This is a genomic window from Campylobacter sp. RM9328, from assembly GCF_012978615.1.
In genome coordinates this window covers 1-22,799 of sequence record NZ_LIWF01000007.1, presented here as the reverse complement: position 1 = coordinate 22,799, position 22,799 = coordinate 1, and the positions used below count along the sequence as shown (strand labels likewise).

21 protein-coding genes, 1 tRNA gene and 1 pseudogene are annotated in these 22,799 nt (G+C 35.1%); 16 read left to right on the top strand and 7 right to left on the bottom strand.

Annotation, left to right across the window (positions count from 1 at the left end):
* Window positions 1–133 precede the first annotated feature (133 nt).
* From CCAL9328_RS05925 to gpmI, 5 genes are read right to left on the bottom strand one after another with little or no spacing between them, the layout of a single operon-like run.
* Window positions 134–1,066 (bottom strand): acetyl-CoA carboxylase carboxyltransferase subunit alpha, encoded by a 933-nt coding sequence (locus CCAL9328_RS05925; protein WP_096014040.1) that lies wholly within the window; start codon window positions 1,064–1,066, stop codon window positions 134–136.
* Entirely contained in the window at window positions 1,066–2,277 is a 1,212-nt protein-coding gene (locus tag CCAL9328_RS05920; protein ID WP_096019835.1) for a beta-ketoacyl-ACP synthase II, read from the bottom strand. Before CCAL9328_RS05920 ends, CCAL9328_RS05925 begins: the two co-directional genes overlap by 1 nt.
* Window positions 2,278–2,321: 44 nt before the next feature.
* Window positions 2,322–2,555 (bottom strand): acyl carrier protein, encoded by a 234-nt coding sequence (gene acpP / locus CCAL9328_RS05915; RefSeq protein ID WP_096014038.1) that lies wholly within the window; start codon window positions 2,553–2,555, stop codon window positions 2,322–2,324.
* 59 nt (window positions 2,556–2,614) lie between these two features.
* Window positions 2,615–3,358 carry a 3-oxoacyl-ACP reductase FabG gene (gene fabG / locus CCAL9328_RS05910; protein ID WP_096025315.1) on the bottom strand — a complete coding sequence of 248 codons (744 nt, stop codon included), beginning with the start codon at window positions 3,356–3,358 and terminating at the stop codon, window positions 2,615–2,617.
* A gap of 10 nt (window positions 3,359–3,368) precedes the next feature.
* Window positions 3,369–4,832, bottom strand: coding sequence for a 2,3-bisphosphoglycerate-independent phosphoglycerate mutase (gpmI, locus tag CCAL9328_RS05905; protein WP_170000247.1), 1,464 nt, complete (start codon window positions 4,830–4,832; stop codon window positions 3,369–3,371).
* 170 nt (window positions 4,833–5,002) lie between these two features.
* Between gpmI and mraY the strand changes: the two genes are divergently transcribed.
* From mraY to CCAL9328_RS05890, 3 genes are all read left to right on the top strand, one after another.
* Window positions 5,003–6,067: a phospho-N-acetylmuramoyl-pentapeptide-transferase gene (mraY, locus tag CCAL9328_RS05900; protein ID WP_170000246.1), complete on the top strand. Its 1,065-nt coding sequence runs from the start codon at window positions 5,003–5,005 to the stop codon at window positions 6,065–6,067.
* A gap of 4 nt (window positions 6,068–6,071) precedes the next feature.
* Window positions 6,072–7,271 (top strand): UDP-N-acetylmuramoyl-L-alanine--D-glutamate ligase, encoded by a 1,200-nt coding sequence (gene murD, locus CCAL9328_RS05895; protein WP_096021656.1) that lies wholly within the window; start codon window positions 6,072–6,074, stop codon window positions 7,269–7,271.
* Between the two features lie 72 nt (window positions 7,272–7,343).
* Window positions 7,344–7,419 (top strand) — tRNA-Phe (locus tag CCAL9328_RS05890).
* Between the two features lie 161 nt (window positions 7,420–7,580).
* Here the strand turns inward: CCAL9328_RS05890 and CCAL9328_RS05885 are convergent.
* Window positions 7,581–8,240: a potassium channel family protein gene (locus tag CCAL9328_RS05885; protein WP_096015571.1), complete on the bottom strand. Its 660-nt coding sequence runs from the start codon at window positions 8,238–8,240 to the stop codon at window positions 7,581–7,583.
* A gap of 9 nt (window positions 8,241–8,249) precedes the next feature.
* Window positions 8,250–9,591 (bottom strand): annotated as a pseudogene (locus CCAL9328_RS05880) (TrkH family potassium uptake protein).
* A 237-nt stretch (window positions 9,592–9,828) separates the two neighbouring features.
* Here CCAL9328_RS05880 and pglE point away from each other — a divergent pair.
* The 13 genes from pglE to CCAL9328_RS05815 all read left to right on the top strand — a co-directional run bounded on the left by pglE (window position 9,829) and on the right by CCAL9328_RS05815 (window position 22,134).
* Complete coding sequence (pglE, locus tag CCAL9328_RS05875) at window positions 9,829–10,923, top strand: UDP-N-acetylbacillosamine transaminase (RefSeq protein ID WP_096015572.1); 1,095 nt, start codon at window positions 9,829–9,831, stop codon at window positions 10,921–10,923.
* Window positions 10,917–12,695, top strand: a complete 1,779-nt coding sequence (gene pglF, locus CCAL9328_RS05870) for a UDP-N-acetylglucosamine 4,6-dehydratase (configuration-retaining) (RefSeq protein ID WP_096023945.1) — start codon at window positions 10,917–10,919, stop codon at window positions 12,693–12,695. Before pglE ends, pglF begins: the two co-directional genes overlap by 7 nt.
* Before the next feature lie 9 nt (window positions 12,696–12,704).
* Entirely contained in the window at window positions 12,705–13,610 is a 906-nt protein-coding gene (locus CCAL9328_RS05865; protein WP_096019826.1) for a PDC sensor domain-containing protein, read from the top strand.
* Complete coding sequence (gene hisH, locus CCAL9328_RS05860) at window positions 13,594–14,205, top strand: imidazole glycerol phosphate synthase subunit HisH (RefSeq protein WP_096014025.1); 612 nt, start codon at window positions 13,594–13,596, stop codon at window positions 14,203–14,205. The genes CCAL9328_RS05865 and hisH overlap by 17 nt, the downstream gene beginning before the upstream one ends.
* Window positions 14,205–14,915, top strand: coding sequence for a 1-(5-phosphoribosyl)-5-[(5-phosphoribosylamino)methylideneamino]imidazole-4-carboxamide isomerase (hisA, locus tag CCAL9328_RS05855; RefSeq protein ID WP_170000245.1), 711 nt, complete (start codon window positions 14,205–14,207; stop codon window positions 14,913–14,915). Before hisH ends, hisA begins: the two co-directional genes overlap by 1 nt.
* Window positions 14,916–14,979: 64 nt before the next feature.
* A complete protein-coding gene (locus tag CCAL9328_RS05850) occupies window positions 14,980–15,345 on the top strand; it encodes a chemotaxis response regulator CheY (RefSeq protein ID WP_086237958.1) in 366 nt (121 codons plus the stop codon).
* Window positions 15,345–16,157: a 50S ribosomal protein L11 methyltransferase gene (locus tag CCAL9328_RS05845; protein WP_170000244.1), complete on the top strand. Its 813-nt coding sequence runs from the start codon at window positions 15,345–15,347 to the stop codon at window positions 16,155–16,157. Before CCAL9328_RS05850 ends, CCAL9328_RS05845 begins: the two co-directional genes overlap by 1 nt.
* The gene (gene ftsH, locus CCAL9328_RS05840) at window positions 16,157–18,073 is read left to right on the top strand and encodes an ATP-dependent zinc metalloprotease FtsH (protein ID WP_096019096.1); all 1,917 of its coding nucleotides are present in this window, start codon (window positions 16,157–16,159) and stop codon (window positions 18,071–18,073) included. The genes CCAL9328_RS05845 and ftsH overlap by 1 nt, the downstream gene beginning before the upstream one ends.
* A 5-nt stretch (window positions 18,074–18,078) precedes the next feature.
* Window positions 18,079–18,690, top strand: a complete 612-nt coding sequence (locus CCAL9328_RS05835; protein ID WP_096021650.1) for a phosphatidylserine decarboxylase — start codon at window positions 18,079–18,081, stop codon at window positions 18,688–18,690.
* Window positions 18,683–19,414 carry a CDP-diacylglycerol--serine O-phosphatidyltransferase gene (gene pssA, locus CCAL9328_RS05830; RefSeq protein WP_096024551.1) on the top strand — a complete coding sequence of 244 codons (732 nt, stop codon included), beginning with the start codon at window positions 18,683–18,685 and terminating at the stop codon, window positions 19,412–19,414. The genes CCAL9328_RS05835 and pssA overlap by 8 nt, the downstream gene beginning before the upstream one ends.
* A gap of 124 nt (window positions 19,415–19,538) precedes the next feature.
* Window positions 19,539–21,056: a 2-isopropylmalate synthase gene (locus CCAL9328_RS05825; RefSeq protein ID WP_096024552.1), complete on the top strand. Its 1,518-nt coding sequence runs from the start codon at window positions 19,539–19,541 to the stop codon at window positions 21,054–21,056.
* 117 nt (window positions 21,057–21,173) lie between these two features.
* Entirely contained in the window at window positions 21,174–21,761 is a 588-nt protein-coding gene (locus tag CCAL9328_RS05820; RefSeq protein WP_096023942.1) for a hypothetical protein, read from the top strand.
* A complete protein-coding gene (locus tag CCAL9328_RS05815) occupies window positions 21,748–22,134 on the top strand; it encodes a hypothetical protein (protein ID WP_096014017.1) in 387 nt (128 codons plus the stop codon). The genes CCAL9328_RS05820 and CCAL9328_RS05815 overlap by 14 nt, the downstream gene beginning before the upstream one ends.
* Window positions 22,135–22,799: the final 665 nt, after the last annotated feature.

Genomic DNA, 22,799 nt, shown 5'->3' with positions numbered 1-22,799 from the left:
GATTATTTAAAAGAGTTAAAGATATTTTGGATTTGATAAGTTAGTTTAGTAGAATTTGGATATAAAAATGTTGGATAGAAAAAATAGATTAAAATTAAGCCAAATTTCATACCAAATTTGGCTAAATACTCAACTATTCATAAGCTCCGACAGATAATATTTTCGCCATTCTAGCACTTACAACTTCATCTATAGATAATTTTTCTAACTCTTCAAGTTGATTTCTGATATATTCACCAACTGCTGATATGGCGCCATCTTTATCTCTGTGAGCCCCCATTATAGGTTCATCTATCACATCATCAATTAAATTTAGCTCTTTTAAGTCATCGGCTGTGATCTTCATAGCTTTAGTAGCGGCTTCGCTTTTACTAGGATCATTCCATAAAATCGCCGCACAACCCTCTGGCGATATCACAGAAAATACAGAATTTCTCATCATTGCTAAGCGATCAGCAACACCAATAGCAAGAGCGCCACCGCTACCACCTTCGCCAATTACAATTGCTATTGTTCTAGTTTTAAGCTCACTAAGCTCAAATAAATTTCTAGCTATAGCCTCACTTTGACCACGCTCTTCAGCACCAACACCAGGATAAGCACCTGGAGTATCAATCAAAAATATTACAGGAATTTCAAATTTTTCAGCCAATCTAGCTACACGCAAAGCTTTTCTATAGCCTTCAGGATGAGGCATACCGAAATTTCTCATAATTTTATATTTTGTTCCACGGCCTTTTTGTTCGGCTATGACAATTACCTTTTTATTGCCTATGTAGCCACTATAACAGACAATTGATGGATCATCAGCGTAAGTTCTATCGCCGTGAATTTCATAGCTATCAGTTAGAAGAGCTCTGATATAATCAAGCGCATAAGGGCGATCTGGATGCCTAGCTAAATTTAATCTTTGGAATTCATTTAAATTTTTATATGTTTTTGCTATCTCTTTTTCTAAATTTTTACTTAGTATCTCAATAGCGTGCTCATCGCCTTTAATCTTAGCGTTAGCTATATCCTCATCAATTTGTTGAATACCTTTTTCAAAATCAAGATAGCTAGCCATTATTTTAGCCTTTTGAATATGACTGAGCCGTTAGTTCCACCAAAGCCAAATGAGTTACTCATAACAGCATTTAGTTCAGATTTTCTAGCTGAATTTGGGGTATAATCCAAGTCGCACTCAGGTGCTCTATCTGTTTGATTGATAGTAGGTGGGATGATACCTTGATTCATAGCCATGATAGAGATTACCGCTTCTATAGCACCAGCAGCACCCAAGCAGTGGCCTGTCTGACCCTTAGTAGAGCTAATAGCTGGGATATTATCGCCAAATACAGCTTTGATAGCAGCAGTTTCGTTAGCATCATTTGCTGAAGTGGATGTGCCGTGAGCATTGATATAATCAATTTTGATATCTCCAGCCATTGATAGGGCTTTACTCATGGCTCTTTGTGGGCCATCTAAGCTAGGGCTTGTGATATGGTGTGCGTCTGCACTCTCGCCAAAACCGACTATTTCAGCGTAAATTCTAGCCCCTCTAGCTATAGCACTCTCATACTCTTCTAATATCAATGCTCCAGCACCTTCGCCCATTACAAAGCCATCTCTATTGGCATCAAATGGTCTTGATGCTGCGGCTGGATCGTCATTTCTTGTAGATAGTGCCTTCATAGCGGCAAATCCGCCGATACCTACAGGACAGATAGCAGACTCAGCACCAATAACTAGCATAGCTTTTGTCTCGCCTATCATAATTGTCTTGGCGGCTTCGCATATAGCGTGAGTTGATGCGGCACACGCTGTTACGCTAGATAAATTTGGACCTTTAAGATTGTGAGCTATGCTAACTAATCCACCAAGCATATTTACCAAAGCAGAAGGGATAAAAAACGGAGATATTTTTCTAGGGCCTTTTTCTAAACATATATTAGAATTTTTTTCTATATTTGGTAGGCCACCGATACCAGCAGCTGAGCTAACGCCAAATTCACTTGGATCAAAATCTTTAAAATTCGCATCATCCATAGCGTCTTTAGCGGCTTTTAAGCCTAACTGGATAAATCTATCTACCTTTTTTATCTCTTTTGCCTCCATTATAGTAGCTGGATCAAAATCATCTATTTGAGCAGCTATTTGTACTGGAAAATCAGTAGCATCAAATAGGGTTATCTTTTTTACACCTGTTTTGCCATCGCAAATATTTTTAAAAGATACATCTTTATCAAGACCTAGCGCAGTTATCATACCTAAACCAGTTACTACCACTCTTTTCAATGCTACTTCTCCTAAAATTTAAATTTAATCACTTAATATTTTAATTATTTTTTTAGACCTTCAACATAATTTACAACATCTGCGATGCTAATTAGTTTTTCGGCTTCACTATCTGGAATTTCAACATCAAATTTCTCTTCTAAAGCCATAACTAACTCAACAACATCTAATGAATCAGCACCTAAATCTTCTATGATTTTTGACTCCATTTTTACAGCATCAGCTGAAACGCTAAGTTGTTCTACTACAACATCTCTAACTTCGTCAAATATTGCCATAATTTTCTCCTAAAAAATAAAAATGAGTGTAATCTTACTATAATTTGCCTTAAAGTTTGCTACATATATAATCCGCCGTTTATTTTTAGCGTATCGCCGGTAATGTAGCTTGCGTAATCACTTAATAAAAAGGCCACCGCATTAGCTACCTCACTAGGCTCGCCAAATCTTTTAAGTGGGATATTTGCCGAATAATTTGCTTTGATCTCATCGCTTAATTCACTAGTCATATCAGTAGCGATAAAGCCAGGAGTTACGCTATTAAAACGCACATTTCTACTAGCGCCTTCTTTGGCAAAGCTTTTACTCATTGCTATCATACCACCTTTGCTAGCTGAGTAGTTTGTTTGGCCTGCGTTTCCCATTTCACCAACTATTGAAGCGACATTTACTACAGAGCCAAAGCGTTTTTTACTCATTACTTTTAATGCCTCACGAGAGCCTATAAAAGCACTTTTTAAATTCGCATCAATAACGCTATTAAAGTCATCTACGCTCATTCTAAGAGCTAATTTATCGTTTGTAATCCCGGCGTTATTGACAAGGTAGCTTAACTCGCCATCACTTTGAACTATTAAATTTATAGCCTCGATAAATTCCGCCTCATTAGTAGCGTCAAATTTCACTACAGCAGCACTACCGCCACCAGCTTCTATCTGGGCTTTTAGAGCATCAGCAATATCGGGATTTGATCTGTAATTTATCCAAACTTTAAGCCCAAAACTAGCCAAAACTTTACAAATTTCAGCACCAATCCCACGACTACCGCCGGTTACTAATACATTTTTTCCGCTAAATTTCATATTTTATCCTTTAAAATAGTGGTTTATCCATAACTTTTGGAATTTCTAAATTCATCAATTTTAATATAGTTGGCGCCACATTGCTTAATCCGCCATACTCTATTTGTGTTACTCCATCGGCAATTATATAGTTAAATACATCAAATGTAGTGTGATTTGTAAGAAGTTCGCCGCTACTATCTTTCATAGCTTCGCAGTTGCCATGATCGCTAATTTGCATATATGAGTAGCCATTTTCAATAGCTTTTTTTATCACCTTGCCAAGGCACTCATCCACAGCTTCAACGGCTTTTATAGCAGCATCATAATTGCCCGTGTGGCCGACCATATCGCCATTTGCGTAATTGACAACGATGAAATCAATCCCATTTTCAATCCCATTAAGGACAGCTTGAGTAACTTCATATGCGCTCATTTGTGGCTTTTCATCGTATGTTTTGACCTTTGGACTAGGGATTAAGACTCTTGATTCGTTTTCTACTAAATCCTCTTTTCCACCATTGAAAAAGAAGGTAACATGAGCGTATTTTTCGGTTTCGGCTGTGTGGAGCTGGCGTAGGCCATTTTGGGCTATTACTTCGGCTAAAGTATCTTTAATATCATCATTTTCAAACATTATAGGAAATTTAAATTTATCATCATAATTTGTCATTGTGATTAAATTTTCGCAGATATTTTCACGCTTGAATTCATTAAATTCACTAACAGCCAAAGCAGCACAAATCTCCCTAGCTCTATCATTTCTAAAATTGATAAATATCACTCCATCATCAGCTTTAATCCCGCCAAAATCGACAAAACTAGCAGGCTCTATAAACTCATCAAAAATATCATTATTATATGAATTTTGGATATATTCATCTGGTTTTATGCTCTGGATATTTTGGTTTTTGGCTATTACATCGTAGGCTTGTTTGACTCTATCCCATCTTTTATCCCTATCCATAGCGTAAAATCTACCGCTGATTGTGGCAATGGTAAATTTGTTTTGTAGAGATTTGATGAAATTTAATCCACTTTTTGGGCTTACATCACGACCATCTGTGATAGGGTGAGTATAGACCACCTTGCCTTCATCTAAGCAAATTTGAGCTATCGCATCAAAGTGATTTAGGTGAGAATGAACACCACCATCGCTATATAGGCCGATTATATGGACTCTTTTTACCTTATTTAATAGCTCTTTTAGGGCTTTATTCTCTTTTAATTCGTTATTTTGTATAGCTTTATCAATTTTAACTAAATTTTGATATAAGATTCTCCCACTTCCTATCGTCATGTGTCCGACTTCGCTATTTCCCATCTGACCATCAGGTAATCCAACTGCTAGGCCGCTGGTTTTAAGATAATTTTTAGCTGCGTTTTTCTCTAGCCACTCATATGTTGGCTTTTTAGCTGCGTTAAAGGCGTTAAATGTATCATTAGGATTGTATCCAATCCCATCGGTTATAACTAGTATAGATTTTTTGCTCATTAGGTTAATTCCTCCTGATTTTAAGCAAATATATAAATTTAGCCCGTAATTTTATCAGTAATTTATAAATATCCATAATTTTTTTGAATTTTTATTCATATTTAACGATTTTTTAGAAAAAAATTTATATAATTGAGCCTTAAAAATTCAATAATCATTTAGGAAATTTGGTGCTTTATTATATTTATGATATTTTTGGGATAAATTTTTTTAGCTATTTGACGGTTAGGGCTCAGATTAGCTTTTTTTTAGCTTTTATTTTAACTCTGTTTTTTATGCCTAAATTTATATCGTGGGCTAGGGTAAAAAACGCCAATCAGCCAATTTATGAGTTAGCTCCCAAAACCCATCAGCAAAAGGGTAAAACCCCTACAATGGGTGGCGTGGTCTTTATAAGTTGTGCTATCGTGGCTACGCTATTTAGTGCGAATTTAAGCAATAGTTTTGTTCTTATCGGACTTTTTGTCTTGGCTGGATTTTGTCTGCTTGGATTTTATGATGATTTTAGCAAGATAGTAGGTAGGCAAAATCACGCTGGGATCACCGCTAGAGTGAAATTTATATTTCAAATTTTATTAGGGGTAGCAACTGCTGGTTTTTTATACTTTTTTAGCTCATTAGATACGATGTTTTATCTGCCTTTTTATAAATATCCTATTTGTGATATATCTATATTTTCTATTGTTTTATGGGTTTTAGTGCTTACTTCTTCTTCTAATGCTGTGAATTTAACTGATGGATTAGATGGGCTTGCTAGCGTGCCTTCGATTTTGGGGCTTGTGACTTTGGGGATTTTTGCTTATTTGATGGGACATGCTGTTTATAGTTCATATTTGTTGTTACCTAAGGTTGTGAATTTAGGCGAGATAGTGATTTTAGTAACTGCTTTGATAGGAGCTTTGCTAGGATTTTTGTGGTTTAATTGCTATCCTGCTGAAGTTTTTATGGGTGATAGTGGTAGCCTTAGTATCGGTGCATTTATCGGATATATGGGGATTGTTACAAAAAATGAGCTTTTGCTGATAATCATAGGATTTGTCTTTGTCGTCGAGACCCTATCTGTGATTTTGCAAGTTAGTAGCTTTAAGATTAGAAAAAAGCGTATATTTTTAATGGCGCCTTTACATCACCATTTTGAGATGAAAGGATGGAGCGAAAATAAGATTATTGTGCGGTTTTGGATGATAGCTTTGGTGGCAAATTTAATCGCTTTAATCGCATTAAAATTAAGGTAAAATAATGATAAAATCTCTATTTGGATATGCTAATACAACAAAATCTATCGCCAAAAGCGGTGGCTGGAATATCTATGATGATAAATTTAAAGTAGCTAGTAGCGATGAGTATGGTAATGCTTTGTTACCGATTGATAAATTTGATCCTAATCTTAGTGAATTGGAGATTCCAAGTCCTGGATTTCCGCCATCTCATAAGCTGATAAAATCGGCTAAAAATCTCATAAGCGAGTATGATTATTTTAGAAATTCCACCCCAAAAAGTATTTGGATTAGTGGTACAAATGGCAAGACTACAACGACTAAAATGACTGAGCATCTATTAAGGGATCGTGGGGCAATTATGGGTGGTAATGTGGGAATTGCACTTGGTGATTTAGTGGGCAAGAAGGCTAAAATTTGGATTTTAGAGACTAGCTCTTTTACTATCCATTATACCAAATTTGCCTCTCCTGATATCTATGCGCTTTTGCCTATTAGCGATGATCATATAAGTTGGCATGGTAGTGCTAAAGAGTATGAAAATGCCAAGCTAAAACCACTATCAATGATGAGGGAAGGTAGCGTGGCTATAGTGCCAAAATGCTATGAAAAAATCAAATCTCACGCTAAGATTATAGGGTATGAAGATGAGATTGATCTGGCTAATAAATTTAATATTGATATTGGTAGGATTGATTTTCGAGTGCCATTTTTGATGGATGCGATTATGGCTTTGGCTATCGAAAATATCATATTTAGCACATTGAGTATAGATCTGTTAAATACATTTATCATTGAGCCGCACAAGTTAGAAGAGTTAAGAGATAACAAATGTAGATTATGGGTAAATGATACTAAAGCTACAAATATCGACGCAACTCTTCAAGCCTTAGCAAGATATAAAGGCGAAAAAATCCACATAATACTCGGTGGCGATGATAAGGGTGTAAGTATCAAAAAGGCCATTGTGGCTGCGGTAAATCAAGGCGCTAAGATCTATGCTATAGGCTCAAATTGTGATGAGATAACTAAGATTGCTAAGTCTTTGAATGCGCCAGTATATAATGCTAAGACATTAGAAAACGCTGTAAATTTGATAGATAAAATGATGGAAAAAGATGATGTGGCTTTGCTAAGTCCAGCGTGTGCTAGCTTGGATCAGTTTAGTTCATATGCCCAGCGTGGGGATAAATTTAAAGAGTATATATCACAGATTTTGTAATTTTAATTTTTGTGTTGAATTTTATTTGATTTTAAGCTTTGTTTTAATATAATTTCAACTCACTTTTAAGGTGGTTGGATAGCTCAGTCGGTAGAGCAGCAGACTGAAAATCTGCGTGTCGGCAGTTCGATTCTGCCTCTAACCACCATTTGATATCTTCTATTTATTTAATCTATTTTAAATTTATTATTGGTTTTCTTGATCTTTGGAAAGACTATTTTGCTGTTTTTAGAAATCCTAAAGTAAGCAAGATTTTTGAATTAATATTTATTATAAATTAGATTTTAATACCAAATAATTTATAAAATTCTACATAGTTTTAGACTCAAATTCGCTTAGCTCCTTAGCGGTGCCTAAAAGCATTATAATATCTCCGCTATAGACGATTGTGGTTTGTAAATTTGGCATTATTTCCCAGTTTGAATTTGATTTTTTATATGCTATAACTCTCATATTTTTAGAGATATGTTTGAGCGAATTACCGGCTAAATCATCATCTATTGTAATTTTGACAGCCCTAATAGTGTTAGCTGAGAGATCGAAAATTTCAAAATTTCTTTTTTTGTTGAAAAAATCTTTTACCAATCTTTTGGCGCTCTCTTTTTCAGGATAGATAACCTTTGAAGCGCCAAGTTTAGATAGAATCTGTCCATGGATATTAGAAGTTGCTTTAGCTACGATGGTTTTAACTCCTATATCTTTGAGCGCCATTAGTGTTAGGATGGATTTTTCTACATTATCGCCTATACTTACAATCACGATCTCTACATCGCTAAATCCAGCTTCTTTAAGTGCTAGAGTATTGGTAGAATCTAGTATATAAGCGCATTTTGGTGAATTTGATATACTTTTTAAGGCCTCTTCATCCTTATCAGCGATGATGACTGCGTGTCCGCTAGCGATGAGCTCATCTGCTACTACAGATCCGAATTTACCAAGCCCTATAACTCCATAACTTATATTTTTCATAACTTACCTTTATAAATATATTTTTCCTTCAGGGAATTTAATATGTGTGCTTTTATCCTCTTTAAAAATAGATAATAAAAAGGCATACACACCAATCCTGCCGCTTAACATCATAATTATAATTATTATTTTACTAGAATCGCTAAATAACGCACAAAGCGAGAGAGTTCCGCCATTTCCTACGGAGATTCCGACTGTAGCAAATGCTGATGATATCTCAAACAGAATATAGATAAAATTAAATTTAGATTCCAACAAAGATATCAAAATCACAGCTATAACTATATAAACAGCTGATCCAACAGTTATAATAAAAGCTCTTGATATGGTCTCTTGTGAAATTTCTTGATTAAAAATCCTTACTTGCCCATTGCGAATACTCCAATAAACATAGAATAAAAGCACCACTAAAGTGGTGATTTTCATTCCGCCAGCCGTCCCACCAGGTGCGCCGCCAATAACCATAAATAAAGAGCCAAAAAACAAACTCGCATCATGTAAAGCATTCATATCAAGCGTGTTAAATCCAGCCGTTCGGTAGTTGATAGCGGTAAAATATGAGCTTAAAATTTTATCAAAAATAGAGAAGTTACCTATGGAATTTGGGTTAGAATACTCTAAAAGAAAGATAATAAGTGTTGAAAATACAATAAGCGAAATTGTAGCTAGGATTACAACTTTGGTATGCAGGCTTAAATTTTGAATTCTCTTTTTTTGGAAAAAATATAGCTCAACTAAGACAAAGTATCCAAGCCCACCGATAATAATCAAAGATGTTATAATGATATTTATAGCCAAATCATGTTTATAAGGGGTTAAGCCACTTTCAAATATACTAAAACCAGCATTGTTAAAAGCACTAATTGAGTGAAAAACCCCAAACCACAAAGCCTTAGCAAAATTCATCTCAAGCATAAAACGCATAGTAAGGAGTATAGCACCAATTAGCTCAATCAAAAAGACAAAAAGCACGACATTTTTAAAAAATTTAGATATCCCTTCAGTAGATGGATATAGTAAGGACTCTTTTAATAAATTTTTGCCATTAAATCCAAATTTTTTGCGTATTAATATATAGATAAAAAGCCCTATACTCATATATCCCAAACCGCCAATTTGTATTAAGATCAAGATGATTATCTGACCAGCTAAGGTAAAATCCATAGCGGTATTTTGACTATAAGTCCAGTCATACTAATAGCTGAAGTGCTAGTGAAAAAGGCATCGATAAAGCTTATTGGTGCTACACTAGCCCAGCTTGAGTTTAAGATTATAGCTCCTAATAAAGCGATGATGATATAACCTGATAATAAAATTTTAATGTATTTCTATCTAAACTAAGTTGTTTCAAAATACTCTTTCTATTTTTGATTTTGAGCGGAAATTGTAGCCTAGCAAAACTTTATTAAAAATAAAAATAGTATTAAATAATTTATTTAAATATTATGTTTAATATAATTTATCAAATTATACCTTGATATATAATAGAATTGATAAAATTTCATATAAAACTGGATTTTATCTTAATATTAATATTAGGTTTATTCTAACTTTGATAAAATATGAACCAAAATTTTTAAGGATAGTTATGCCTAGAATCTTTTTGAGCGCACCATATATGGGCGGTAATGAAGAAAGATATGTAAAAGAGGTCTTTGAGAGTAATTATATAGCGCCACTTGGTGAGTTTGTCGATAGATTTGAGCAAAGTATCAAAGATTATTGTCAAATTTCAAATGCCTTAGCGTTAAATTCAGCCACAGCAGGACTTCATCTAGCACTTCGCACACTTGGGATTAGGGATGGGGATGTTGTTTTGGCTTCTACTTTTACATTTGCAGCAAGTGTAAATCCTATAATGTATGAAAGATGCGAACCAGTTTTTATAGATAGTGATGAGAGCTGGAATTTAAGCCCCAAACTACTCAAGCAAGCAATAGCCAAAAGCCCTAAAAAGCCAAAAGCCCTTATATTAACACACCTTTATGGACAAGCGGCTAAGATAGATGAAATTTTAGAAATTTGTAAAAATGAAGATATAAAAGTTATAGAAGATGCGGCTGAGGCTTTAGGTGGATTTTATAATAATAAAGCTCTTGGAACCTTTGGTGATGCTGGGGTTTATAGCTTTAATGGTAATAAGATTATAACCACAAGTGGCGGTGGTATGCTAGTTAGTAATGATGAAAAATTAGTAGCCAAAGCAAGGTATTATAGCACTCAAGCAAGAGAACCACTACTTCATTATGAGCATTTGGATTATGGATATAATTATAGATTGAGTAATGTTTTAGGTGCTATTGGCGTTGGGCAGATGGAGGTTTTAAAAAGCAGGGTAGAGCGAAAAAGGCAGATATTTGATTTATACTCAAATTTGCTTAGCGATGTAGCTGAATTTATGCCTGAAATTCCAAATTCATACGGCAATAGATGGCTAACTACGCTTTTATTTAAAGAGAAAAATAGCCATTTAAAAGTGATAGAAGCCTTAAATAAAAATGATATAGAGAGCAGACCATTATGGAAGCCAATGCATCTTCAACCGGTATTTAAAGGGGCTAAATGCCTTGTTGATGGCACTAGCGAAGAGTATTTTTCAAGGGGAATTTGCCTTCCTAGTGGGGCTAATATGAGTGATGAGCTAGTGGAGAAAATCGCTAGTATCGTTAGGAGTGCATTGTGATTATAGCGACAAAAAGGCGTAGAATAGCCTTTTTTTTACTATGTGATGTGATAATATTTGCCCTTAGTATATATTTTGCTTTTTTGCTTAGATTTAGCGGAGATATCCCGGAGATATTTATCCCTGGTATGGTGTATAGTGGTGTGATTTTGATTGTTATTAAGATAGCATTGCTTTGGGCGTTTCAAATTTATCGTGTGCCGTGGAGATTTTTTGGTTTAAATGAAGCTAGAAAGATAGTTTTAGCCTCTTTGCTTTGTGCGGGGATATTTTTTGGTATATTTTTATCTTATGAAGAGCTTTTTGCGCCTTTTCCAAGAAGTGTTATTATCATTGATGCTCTATTGTCAGCTATAATGGTTGGTAGTTTGAGAATTTCAAAGCGAGTTTTGCTTGATTTTAAAAAGAGCAAAAATGGCAATCCATGCGTGATTATTGGCTCCACTTCTAAGACTTTACAAATTCTAAAAGGACTAAAAAGTGGTTATGCGAACTACTACGCAGTAGGCGTTGTAGATGGTAGAAATGAGCTTGTGGGGACATATTGTGATGGATATCAAGTAGGCCATAAAGATGAGCTAAAAAGCTATATAGAAGATGGGGTAAAAAGTGCTATAATAGCTCTAACACTTATGCCAAATGAGCTTAAAGAGCTTTATGATGAGTTAGATACCTTAGGATTTAAAGATATTAAGATATTTTCATTAATAGGACAAAAGAGCGAGGGCATTACTGATATTAGCATCGAAGATCTTCTAGCTAGAAAGCCAAAAGACCTTGATAGTAGTGTGGTTGAGAGTTTTATCGGCGGTAAAAGCGTGATGGTTACTGGTGCTGGCGGGACAATTGGTAGCGAGATATGTAAGCAGTGTTTAAAATTTGGCGCTAAAGAGATAATTATGATAGATCATAGCGAATACAATCTCTATCAGATAAATGAAGCCACAAACGCTGATGAGCGTAATCGCTTGATTATGCTAAATATCACGCATAGAGATGAATTTGAGAGTGTATTTGCTAAATTTAAACCATATATTGTGATCCACGCCGCAGCATATAAGCATGTACCGCTATGTGAGTTTAACCCTTTGTTTGCGGTGGAGAATAACATACTTGGAACTAAAAATGTAGTAGATTTAGCCAAAAAATATAATACTCATAAAGTGGTATTGATCTCTACAGATAAAGCCGTTAGACCAACTAACATTATGGGAGCGACTAAGAGAGTATGCGAGTTATATGCGTTAAATTCAAATACCAGCTCTACTGAGATTGTGGCGGTGAGATTTGGCAATGTGCTTGGTAGTAGCGGTAGCGTGATACCTAAATTTAAAGCCCAAATCGCAGCCAATGAGCCACTAAGCGTAACTCACCCAGATATCACTAGATATTTTATGCTAGTTAGCGAGGCTTGCCAATTGGTTCTTCAAGCTGCTAGTATAGCTAAAGGCGGTGAGCTTTTTGTCTTAAATATGGGTGAGCCAGTCAAAATTGCCGATATGGCTCAAAGAATGTTAAAATTAAGCTCAAAAGAGCATTTGGGAATCAAATTTATCGGTCTTCGCCCAGGTGAGAAGCTATATGAAGAGCTGTTAATAGACCCTAGCGATGTGGCGACTAAATTTGAGAGTATATTTGTAACCACTAGCCAACCATACAATATAGATATCTTAAATTCTCAAATCTCAACTCTAATAAAGAGCCAAAACGATGAAGAGATAGAGGCGAATTTAAAAGCTATAGTCCCAGAGTTTAACCATAATAAAAATTAGGAATTTATCGTGACATTTAAAGAGATTGAAGAGTTTAGTCAGATACGCTATAAAGCTAGAGCCTATTTATGTTATCTATTAAATAGAAATATACCAAATAACCTCCCAGGTGTAAGCGCACAAAGCATTAAAGATGGCTTTGATAAAATCGCTCATGAAGTTGATATTTTCGATGCTTTTTATATCTTGGATAAAAATGGAATTCAACTAGAAAACACCATAAGCCTAGATCCTAAAAACAGCATTGGAAAGGGTATAAATAGAAGCAACAAAGCATATTATTACAGAAGTGTTCGTGAAAAGCGTTGTGTGATGACCGATCCATATCCATCTAGTCTTACTAATCAGCTTTGCGTTACAGCATCAATGCCTATATATGATGATAAAAAAGAGCTAGTTTATGTAGCTTGTATGGACATCGGATTAAGCGAACTTCTATCCATCATCAGCCCTGGATCGGTTGATGGGATATTTGGCAAATTTACAAAGCTTATATACTCGATTTTCTCTTTGGCGCTTTTTGTGATTTCGCTAGTTTTATTTATCCATGGGATAAAAAGTTTTGTATTAAAAAGCTTTAATGAGATTAATATTAGTGAAGTTTTTGAATCTACAATTGTTTTGACCTTGGCTCTTGCTATATTCGATCTTGTCAAAGCGATATTTGAATCTGAGGTTTTAGGTAGGCCAAATCACCATCAAAACGGCGGTAGCAGAACTATGGTGAGATTTATTGGAAGTATTATTATAGCCCTAGCTATTGAGTCTTTGATGCTTGTGTTTAAATTTGCTATTACTGATCCAAGTCAGATAATATATGCTATCTATCTCATCGGTGGGGTAGGGCTTTTGATGGTTGCTTTGAGTTGTTATTTATTTGTTTTAAAAAGGGGTGGTATTGATAGGGATAATTGATTATGGTGCCGGAAATATCAGAAGCGTCCAAAATGCTCTTGAGTTTGTAGGCGCTAAGAGCGAATTAGTAAGCGACGCAGATAGATTAAAAAGCTATGATAAGTTGCTTTTGCCTGGTGTCGGGGCTTTTGGCAAGGCTATGGAGCAGTTAAAATCAAATAATCTTGATAGCGCAATTTTGGAATTCATCTCTAAGGGTAAGCCGTTTTTAGGAATATGCCTTGGGATGCAACTTTTGTTTGATAAAAGCTATGAATTTGGCGAACATAGCGGTTTGGGTGTGATTAAAGGGAGTATTGTAGAGTTTGATAAATCCAAATTTAATGAACATTTAAAAGTCCCACACATGGGCTGGAATAGGGCTAAATTCACAAAACAGAGCAAAATTATAGATGGATTAAAAGATAGTGCTTATCTATATTTTGTCCATTCATATCACGCTGTTTGTGATAATAAATTCGCTCTAGCTTATACAGATTATGGATATGAGTTTGTAAGTGCTGTTGAGTATGAAAATGTCTATGGCTTTCAGCCGCACCCTGAAAAATCTCATGAAAATGGATTGAGAATTATCAAAAATTTTATGGAGTTATAATGGAAAAATATATGGCAATAGACTTAAAAGATGGCAAGGCAGTTAGGCTATCTAAAGGTCTTATGGATAGTGCGAAAATTTACTCAAATGAGCCTTGGGAATTAGCTAAGAAATTTAGCGATGCTGGAGCCAAATGGTTACATATTGTAGATTTAGATGGAGCATTTGCTGGTGATGCGATAAATTTAAAAACAATTGAAAAGATAGTGAGCGCAACAAATTTAAATATACAAATTGGCGGCGGAGTTCGTAATGAAGAGCGTATAAAAAGCTATTTAAGCTCAGGTGTAACTAGATTGATTTTAGGTTCAGTTGCGCTTAAAAATCCTGATTTTGTAAAAGAGATGTCTAACAAATATAGAATTGTTGTAGGTATCGATGCCAAAGATGGTTTTGTAGCAGTTGAAGGCTGGGCACAAATAAGCCAAATGAGAGCTACGGAATTGGCCAAACTATACGCAGATGCTGGAGTAGAAGCGATCATCGCTACTGATATTAGCAAAGATGGAATGCTTTGTGGCTTGAATTTAGAATTCACTTCATCAATTGCCAAGGCTAGCGGTTTGCCTATAATCGCAAGTGGAGGCGTAGCTAGTTTGGCTGATTTAGAGGCTGCGAGCAAAGCAACAGACATATCTGGCGTGATAATCGGCAAGGCATATTATGAAGGCAAAATCAGCCTTAATGATATTTTTGGAAATAAATTTTAGTTATTAAAGTTATTTTAAATGTAATTTTAGATAAAATACCGCCAAAGTTGAGAAAGGATAGTTAGTGAAGTTATTAGTTGTTGATGATAGCTCTACTATGAGGAGAATTATAAAGAATACATTAGAAAGACTTGGTCATAAGGATGTATTACAAGCAGAGCATGGTGTAGAGGCTTGGGATCTACTTTGCCAAAATCCAGATATTGGTGTCTTGATTACAGACTGGAATATGCCTGAGATGAATGGCCTAGAGCTTGTTAAAAAGGTAAGAGCAGAGTCTAAATATGAGAATATGCCTATTATAATGGTGACTACAGAAGGTGGTAAAGCAGAGGTTATCACAGCATTAAAAGCTGGTGTAAATAACTATATAGTAAAACCCTTTACGCCTCAAGTTCTCAAAGAGAAGCTTGAAGATGTTCTTGGATAATGAAAGATAAATACTACGAATTAAGAGTCTTATCTTCACAAATAGAGCCATTAAAAGATCTCATATTTGAATTTGGATTTACCTGTATAGAAGAGATTGATAATGGTTTTATCATAAGAGATGAAGAGGATCTAAATCATATTAAATGGGGACTTGAAGAGTTTGCTAGTCGTCTAGGTTGTGATATATCTACTGATTTGATAATTAAAGATAATATAGATTGGATTAATGAGTATAAAAAGGGTGTAACTCCGGTTATTGCGGGTGATTTTTACATTAGGCTAAGTTGGGAAAAACCAAAAAGCGGATTAATAGATATCATCATAGATCCAGCTCTTGCCTTTGGATCTGGTCATCATGAGAGTACAAATTCATGTTTAAAATTAATCTCTAAATATTCCAAAGAGTATAAAGATGCCTTAGATGTTGGTTGCGGTAGTGGAATTTTAAGTATAGCTATGGCTAAGCTAGGTTTGAGTGTTTATAGTTGCGATACCGATGAGCTAGCGATCCAAAGTACGATTGATAACGCTCAAAAAAATATGGTATCCATAAAGCAAATTTGGGTTGGCTCAGTCACAGATAGCAAAGATCGTTATGATGTGGTGGTGGCTAATATTATTGCCGATGTTATACTATTTCTTGCTAATGATCTCAAATCCAAGGTCAAATCCGGCGGTATAATCATACTATCTGGAATTTTAACAAAATATAAAAGCAGAATTACAAATGTCTTTAGCGATTTTGAGTTGGTGGAAAATTTAACTCAAAATGAGTGGGAGAGTTTTGTATTTAAAAATCAAGGAAAATAATGGAAAATAAAAATCAATCAAATGGAAATAATGGTAATTTTTTTAATAAAAATCCTATCTTAGTATTTGCGATTTTTGCGGTTATTATGGTGCTAATCTTTCGCAGTATGAGCCCTGATGATATGGGAATTTCTGGCGGAAATTCAAAAAATATTAGCTATTCAGAGCTTAAATCTTTGATTAAATCAAAGCAGATAAACGAGGTTGTAATCGGTCAAACCACAATCAAAGCTAGTGGAAATTCGCAAACTTATGTAGTTAAAAAGGTAGCAAATGACCAAACTTTAGTGCCACTTTTAGAGGAAAATAACATAAGTTATGGTGCTTATAACGAGAGTAATTGGCTAAGTGATATGATATTTTCTTGGGTTATTCCGGTATTTATTTTCTTTGCTATTTGGATGTTTTTAGCTAGCAGGATGCAAAAAAACATGGGTAGCGGAATTTTAGGCATGGGAAGCAGTAAAAAGCTTATAAATAGCGAAAAACCAAAGGTTAAATTTGATGATGTTGCTGGTGTAGAAGAGGCCAAAGATGAGGTTAAAGAGATTGTAGATTTTCTTAAAAATCCTGAGCGATATATCCGTCTTGGTGCCAAAATTCCAAAAGGGGTATTACTAGTAGGCCCTCCAGGAACAGGTAAAACATTGCTTGCTAAGGCTGTTGCTGGCGAAGCTGAAGTGCCGTTTTTCTCTGTTTCGGGATCTAGTTTTATAGAGATGTTTGTAGGTGTTGGTGCTAGTAGGGTGAGAGATCTATTCGAAAATGCTAAAAAAGAGGCCCCAGCTATTGTATTTATAGATGAGATCGATGCTATAGGTAAAAGCAGAGCCGCAGGTTCTATGATGGGTGGCAATGATGAGAGAGAACAGACATTAAATCAACTTTTAGCAGAAATGGATGGCTTTGATAGCGATAAGAGTCCAGTAATTGTCCTAGCAGCGACAAACCGCCCAGAAGTTTTGGATGCGGCTCTTTTAAGACCGGGTAGATTTGACCGCCAAGTTTTGGTCGATAAACCTGATTTTAAGGGGCGTGTTGATATCTTAAAGGTACATAGTAAAGAGGTTAAACTCTCAAATGATGTAAATATGGATGAGATAGGTCGCTTAACCGCTGGTCTTGCTGGGGCGGATTTGGCTAACATTATTAATGAAGCCGCTCTTTTAGCCGGTCGCTCTAATAAAACCAAAATTGATCAACAAGATCTAGTAGAAGCAGTAGAAAGAGCAATAGCGGGACTTGAGAAAAAATCTCGCCGCATAAACCCAAAAGAGAAAAAGATAGTCACATATCATGAGTGCGGACACGCCCTTATAGCTGAGACTACAAAGGGTGCTGATAAGGTTACTAAAGTCTCCGTAATCCCAAGAGGTATAGCAGCATTGGGCTATACTCTAAATGCTCCAGAAGAGAATAAATTTTTAATGCAAAAACATGAGCTTATCGCTAAAGTTGATGTCCTTTTAGGTGGTAGAGCCGCTGAGCAGGTATTTATCAAAGAGATTAGCACAGGTGCTAGTAATGACCTTGAGCGTGCTACTGATATTATCAAAGCGATGGTATCAATGTATGGAATGACCGATGTAGCAGGGCTTATGGTTTTAGAAAAACAGCGAAATTTATTTTTAAATGGCGGTCAGTCATTAAAAGATTATAGCGATGATATGGCACAAAAATTAGATGAATTTGTTAAAAACTTCTTAAATGAGAGATATAATGCTGTTCTAAATACTCTTGAGTTATATCGTGGTGCTATAGAGAAGATGGTGGAGTCTTTATATGAAGAAGAGACCATAGAAGGTAGCAAGGTAAGGGCTATTATCAAAGAATTTGAAGAGGCAAATGGCTTACCTACTCGTTTAGTTGACATCGAAGATGATAATTCAGATATCGCAAAGGCAAAAGAGAATTAAAATAGATGGATAATCTAGGAATTATAAGCAAATACGGCTATAAGTGTGTTTTTATCGCTTTTGTACTTTTTGTGTTATCTTGGATTTTTAGTTTTTGGCCTTTAATTTTTGGCTTTTTGTTTCTTATCTCGTTGTGGATATATAAAAATCCAGAAAAACTTCCACAAAGTGAAGATCCTAAGGCTATTTTATCACCGATAGATGGGATTGTAGAAGATATTAAAAAATCCAATTATAATGGCCGTGCCTATACTCAAATTCTAATCCGCAATAGAATATTTGACTCTGGTGTGTTGCGTTCTATATGCGATATGGATATTTCTGTGATTAAAAGGCGTAATGGCCTTAATATCCATAGCAGCGACCCAAATTTAAATTTACTAAGCAATAGAGCAACCATAATATCAAAAAATCAAGATTTTATAATTCGCATTAGCACATCAGCGCTAACTTCTAAAATTTATTTAGAGAATTTAAAATATGTCAAATCAGGCCGTAGAATCGGATTTTTAAAAGATGGCAAGGTTGCTATTTTAATGCCTTTAAATACTAGAATCGCTTTTAGTAAAGGTGATAAAATCAAAGCTTGTAGCGTTATAGGTTATATAGATGAATAATAATAAATTGATATATATACTCCCAAATTTATTTACCGCAGGTAGTGCATTTACTGGTATTATTAGTATTTTAGCTAGTTCAAATGGTGAGTTTGGCAAGGCGATATTTTATCTTGTTGTCTCGCTTGTATTAGATGGCTTGGATGGTAGGGTGGCACGACTTACTAAAACTACTTCTAAATTTGGAGTTGAGTTTGATAGTTTGGCTGATTTAGTGGCATTTGGCGTGGCACCTGCTATGCTATTTTATTTTAGCATTGGCAGTGAATTTGGTAGATTTGGCTCACTGATTACGGCTATGTTTGTGGTATTTGGGGCGATTAGATTGGCTAGATTTAATGTCACAACTAATGAGAATGAGCCAAATATGTTTATTGGATTACCGATTCCTACGGCTGCTATTGTGGCAGGATTTTGGATTGGAATTTATAATAAATATGAGTTTGTAAAGGGCTATGAGTGGGTATTTTTAGTATTAATGGGGCTACTTTCGATATTGATGGTTTCTAATGTAAGATATCCGAGCTTTAAAAAGGTGGATTTGGGTCGCTCAAAATATATAAAAGCACTTGTTATATTAGTGATTATATTTTCACTTTTATATCTATATCCATTAGAATCAGCCACTGCTTTGATTTCTGTTTATACTATATATGGTATAATTCGTGCGATTTGGGCGAGATTTTTCGCCAAGAATATCAAGATAAAGGAACAAAAATGGTAGCAAATAGTAAAAAAATTTATATATTCATCTATAAGCTTTCTCTCCTTAATCTGCTCTGTAGCTCTTTTTAATTCAAATTTTTGTGCGTAAAATATAAAAATATAATAAATTTAAGGATAATAAAATGGATAAAAATAAAATTATAGTTTTTGATACTACTTTAAGAGATGGTGAGCAAAGCCCCGGTGCTTCAATGAATACTGAAGAGAAAATTCAGATCGCACTTCAGTTAGAGAGACTTGGTGTAGATGTGATGGAGGCTGGTTTTGCGGCTGCTAGTCCTGGGGATTTTGATGCTATTAATCAAATTGCTAAACAGGTAAATTCTATCAAAGTAGCTAGTCTTGCTAGAGCTTTGGAGCGTGATATTAAGGCAGCTGCTGATGCCATTGCTCCGGCTAAAAATAAGAGAATTCATACCTTCATAGCCACAAGCCCTATCCATATGGAACACAAGCTTAAAATGAATCCAGATGAGGTGATTAAAAGAGCTATAGAAGCGGTTCAATATGCTAAAACTCTCGTAGATGATGTTGAGTTTAGTTGCGAAGATGCTGGTAGAAGTGATATTTCATTTTTAAAAGAGATTTGCGATGCAGTAGTGAGCGCAGGTGCTAGAACTTTAAATTTGCCTGATACGGTGGGATTTAGATTGCCTTATGAGATTGCCGATATGGTTAGAGTTATGAGCGAATATATGGGCGATAGAGCCATTATCTCAGTCCATAATCACAATGACCTTGGCTTGGCCGTGGCAAATACCTTAGCAAGTATCAAAGCCGGTGCTAGACAGGTGGAATGTACCATAAATGGATTAGGTGAAAGAGCCGGCAACGCCGCACTTGAAGAGATCGTGATGACCTTAAAGACTAGGTCTGATGAGTTTGATGGCTTATATACAGATATCGTAACTAAAGAAATTTACCCTACTAGTCGCCTAGTGGCCACTATCACAGGTATCGAACCACAACCAAATAAAGCCATCGTAGGCAAAAATGCTTTTGCTCATGAGAGCGGAATTCATCAAGATGGTATGTTAAAATGCGCCCAAACTTACGAAATAATCAAAGCCGAAGATATCGGTGCGAAGAAAAATGCCTTAGTTTTAGGCAAACACAGTGGTCGCCACGCCTTTAAAGATAAGCTTATAAATTTAGGATTTGATCTAAATGATGAAGAGATCAATGAAGCATTTAATAATTTTAAATTGCTTTGCGATAAGAAAAAAGAGATTTTCGATGATGATATTAGAGCGTTAGTTAGTAGTGAAATCATCAAAATTCCTGAAATTTACACTATTGAAAAATTAAGTGCCAACACTTGTAATCTAGGCCACTCAAACGCTGCTATTAGTATTAAATTTAATGATGAGATTATCAGTGAAGCAGCTCTTGGTAATGGCACGGCTGATGCGATATTTAAAGCAATTGATAGGATAAGCAAAGTCGCTGGTGAGTTAAAAGATTATAAGGTTTCAGCCGTATCTCAAGGCAAAGATGCTCTTGCGAAAGTTACAGTTAAAGTAGCATTTGGCTCTGACGAGCCTCCATTTATCGGACACGGCCTTGATATAGATACGATGATGGCAAGCGCCAAAGCCTATGTAAGCGCATTAAATAGCTATCTAAGTATGAAAAAATAAGACAATAATATGAATTTGGCTATGTTTTTAGTCAAATTCATATTAGTTTTAATAATTTTTAAGGTTAAAATATTTTTCTAAATATCCGATTTTATTATAAATTCAAAAGGAGAAAAGATGCAAGTAAATAGCACAAATAGCTTAGATTTTTTAAATATCAATCCAAATTCTAAATCTAATATTGATAAAATTAAAGAATCAACTAGCAATATTAACGCAAAAGAGCTAACAAGCGGGTATTATATGCAGTTTATGCAACAAAGCTTTGACTATTCTAATGGCAATTTTAATATGCAAATTGGCCTTACTAGCCTTAGTTTAAATAATCAAAATAACACCGCAAATAGCTTTACTCAAGGCCTAAAAGATCTATTAAATCAAAATATCGGTATCACAGGCTATAGCGGCAAGCCAATCGGTGATTTAACTTCACAAGAGGCAAGCAACCTAATAAGCGATAATGGATATTTCGGAATAAATAATACCGCAAATCGTATAGCCGACTTTGTCATAAATGGATCCGGTGGCGATGCCCAGAAGCTAAGAAGCGGTTTAGAAGGGGTCAAAAATGGCTTCGCTCAAGCTGAAGCTATGTGGGGTCAGGCCTTGCCAGATATCTCACAACAAACAATGAATAAAACTCTAGATAGGATTAATCAAGCCCTTATGGAGCTTAGCGGTAATGCTATTAATGTTACTGCGTAGTATATTTTTGGCGTTTTTTGTGTTTTTGGTAGTTGGATGCACAACTACCAAAACCGAAGTCAAATCCACCAAAAACAGCTATATCAAAGGCACCATAACCTCAATTAGCAAGGTTTCTAACGGCTATATATACACTATAGAATCTGTCGATACTAGCAATGGCAAATTATCACAAGCCCAAGGTTTTAGCTCCACAGCGTGTAATGTAGGCGACCTTGTCTATGCTAGATTAGATGGGGCTAAATTTGGTTATTTTGCTATTTTGATTAAGGGATATGAAATTACAACCGAACCAATAATCAAAAGCTACAACCGCAGCAAGAAAAATCTCACCAAAGACACTATCCCAATTACCGAGAGCATAGAGTTTTAACGCAGATTAAGATAAATTTATTCTACCATAAAATTACCAAAACCAAACTTCTACTGCAAATCAAACTTATTTAACAATTACGAAAATTTTGCCACAAAGATTATCTTTAGCTCTAGCGAAGTTAAAAAATAGAAGGCTTTTACAGGGGGGGGGGTAGGAGGTTATTAAGGGGAAAGTTTGTGTTACTATTATTCGTAGCATCGCAAACGATGATTTACATCGTTTTGCTGTTACGCTACTCATCTGCCAAAAAAGCGCTTTTTATTTTTATCTACTTTTAACGCACGAACAAAGTCCGTGCTAAAGTAGCAAACACTAAAGTCCCCATAAATGGGGTACCCCTTCCCACTTAAAAAAGAAATATCTTTAATATTTTAAATTTTATCAACTTCATCACAAATACAGACTTTAGCTCTAGCAAAGTAAAAATTTATCTAATATTTAAATTCGCAAACAACTAAAAATAAATTTAAATTACCAAATTCACATAATATTTCATATTTCATAAATTAAAAATATTAGCAAAAATTTAAAACTTTAAAAATAAGATTTACAAATTTCTATTATTCTAAAAATGATTTTATTAAAATCTCAAAATAGCTTTAAAAATAAATTTCTCCACTATACAAATCTATAAAAACCAATAAAATTCAAATTTTCTCAAA

Coding starts and splice junctions, on each gene's coding strand:
- CCAL9328_RS05825 (WP_096024552.1), top strand. CDS start 19,539: ATGGATAAAAATAAAATTATAGTTTTTGATACTACTTTAAGAGATGGT.
- gpmI (WP_170000247.1), bottom strand. CDS start 4,832: ATGAGCAAAAAATCTATACTAGTTATAACCGATGGGATTGGATACAAT.
- CCAL9328_RS05835 (WP_096021650.1), top strand. CDS start 18,079: ATGGATAATCTAGGAATTATAAGCAAATACGGCTATAAGTGTGTTTTT.
- murD (WP_096021656.1), top strand. CDS start 6,072: ATGATAAAATCTCTATTTGGATATGCTAATACAACAAAATCTATCGCC.
- fabG (WP_096025315.1), bottom strand. CDS start 3,358: ATGAAATTTAGCGGAAAAAATGTATTAGTAACCGGCGGTAGTCGTGGG.
- CCAL9328_RS05815 (WP_096014017.1), top strand. CDS start 21,748: ATGTTACTGCGTAGTATATTTTTGGCGTTTTTTGTGTTTTTGGTAGTT.
- ftsH (WP_096019096.1), top strand. CDS start 16,157: ATGGAAAATAAAAATCAATCAAATGGAAATAATGGTAATTTTTTTAAT.
- CCAL9328_RS05845 (WP_170000244.1), top strand. CDS start 15,345: ATGAAAGATAAATACTACGAATTAAGAGTCTTATCTTCACAAATAGAG.
- hisA (WP_170000245.1), top strand. CDS start 14,205: ATGGAAAAATATATGGCAATAGACTTAAAAGATGGCAAGGCAGTTAGG.
- CCAL9328_RS05885 (WP_096015571.1), bottom strand. CDS start 8,240: ATGAAAAATATAAGTTATGGAGTTATAGGGCTTGGTAAATTCGGATCT.
- CCAL9328_RS05820 (WP_096023942.1), top strand. CDS start 21,174: ATGCAAGTAAATAGCACAAATAGCTTAGATTTTTTAAATATCAATCCA.
- CCAL9328_RS05925 (WP_096014040.1), bottom strand. CDS start 1,066: ATGGCTAGCTATCTTGATTTTGAAAAAGGTATTCAACAAATTGATGAG.
- pglE (WP_096015572.1), top strand. CDS start 9,829: ATGCCTAGAATCTTTTTGAGCGCACCATATATGGGCGGTAATGAAGAA.
- acpP (WP_096014038.1), bottom strand. CDS start 2,555: ATGGCAATATTTGACGAAGTTAGAGATGTTGTAGTAGAACAACTTAGC.
- pssA (WP_096024551.1), top strand. CDS start 18,683: ATGAATAATAATAAATTGATATATATACTCCCAAATTTATTTACCGCA.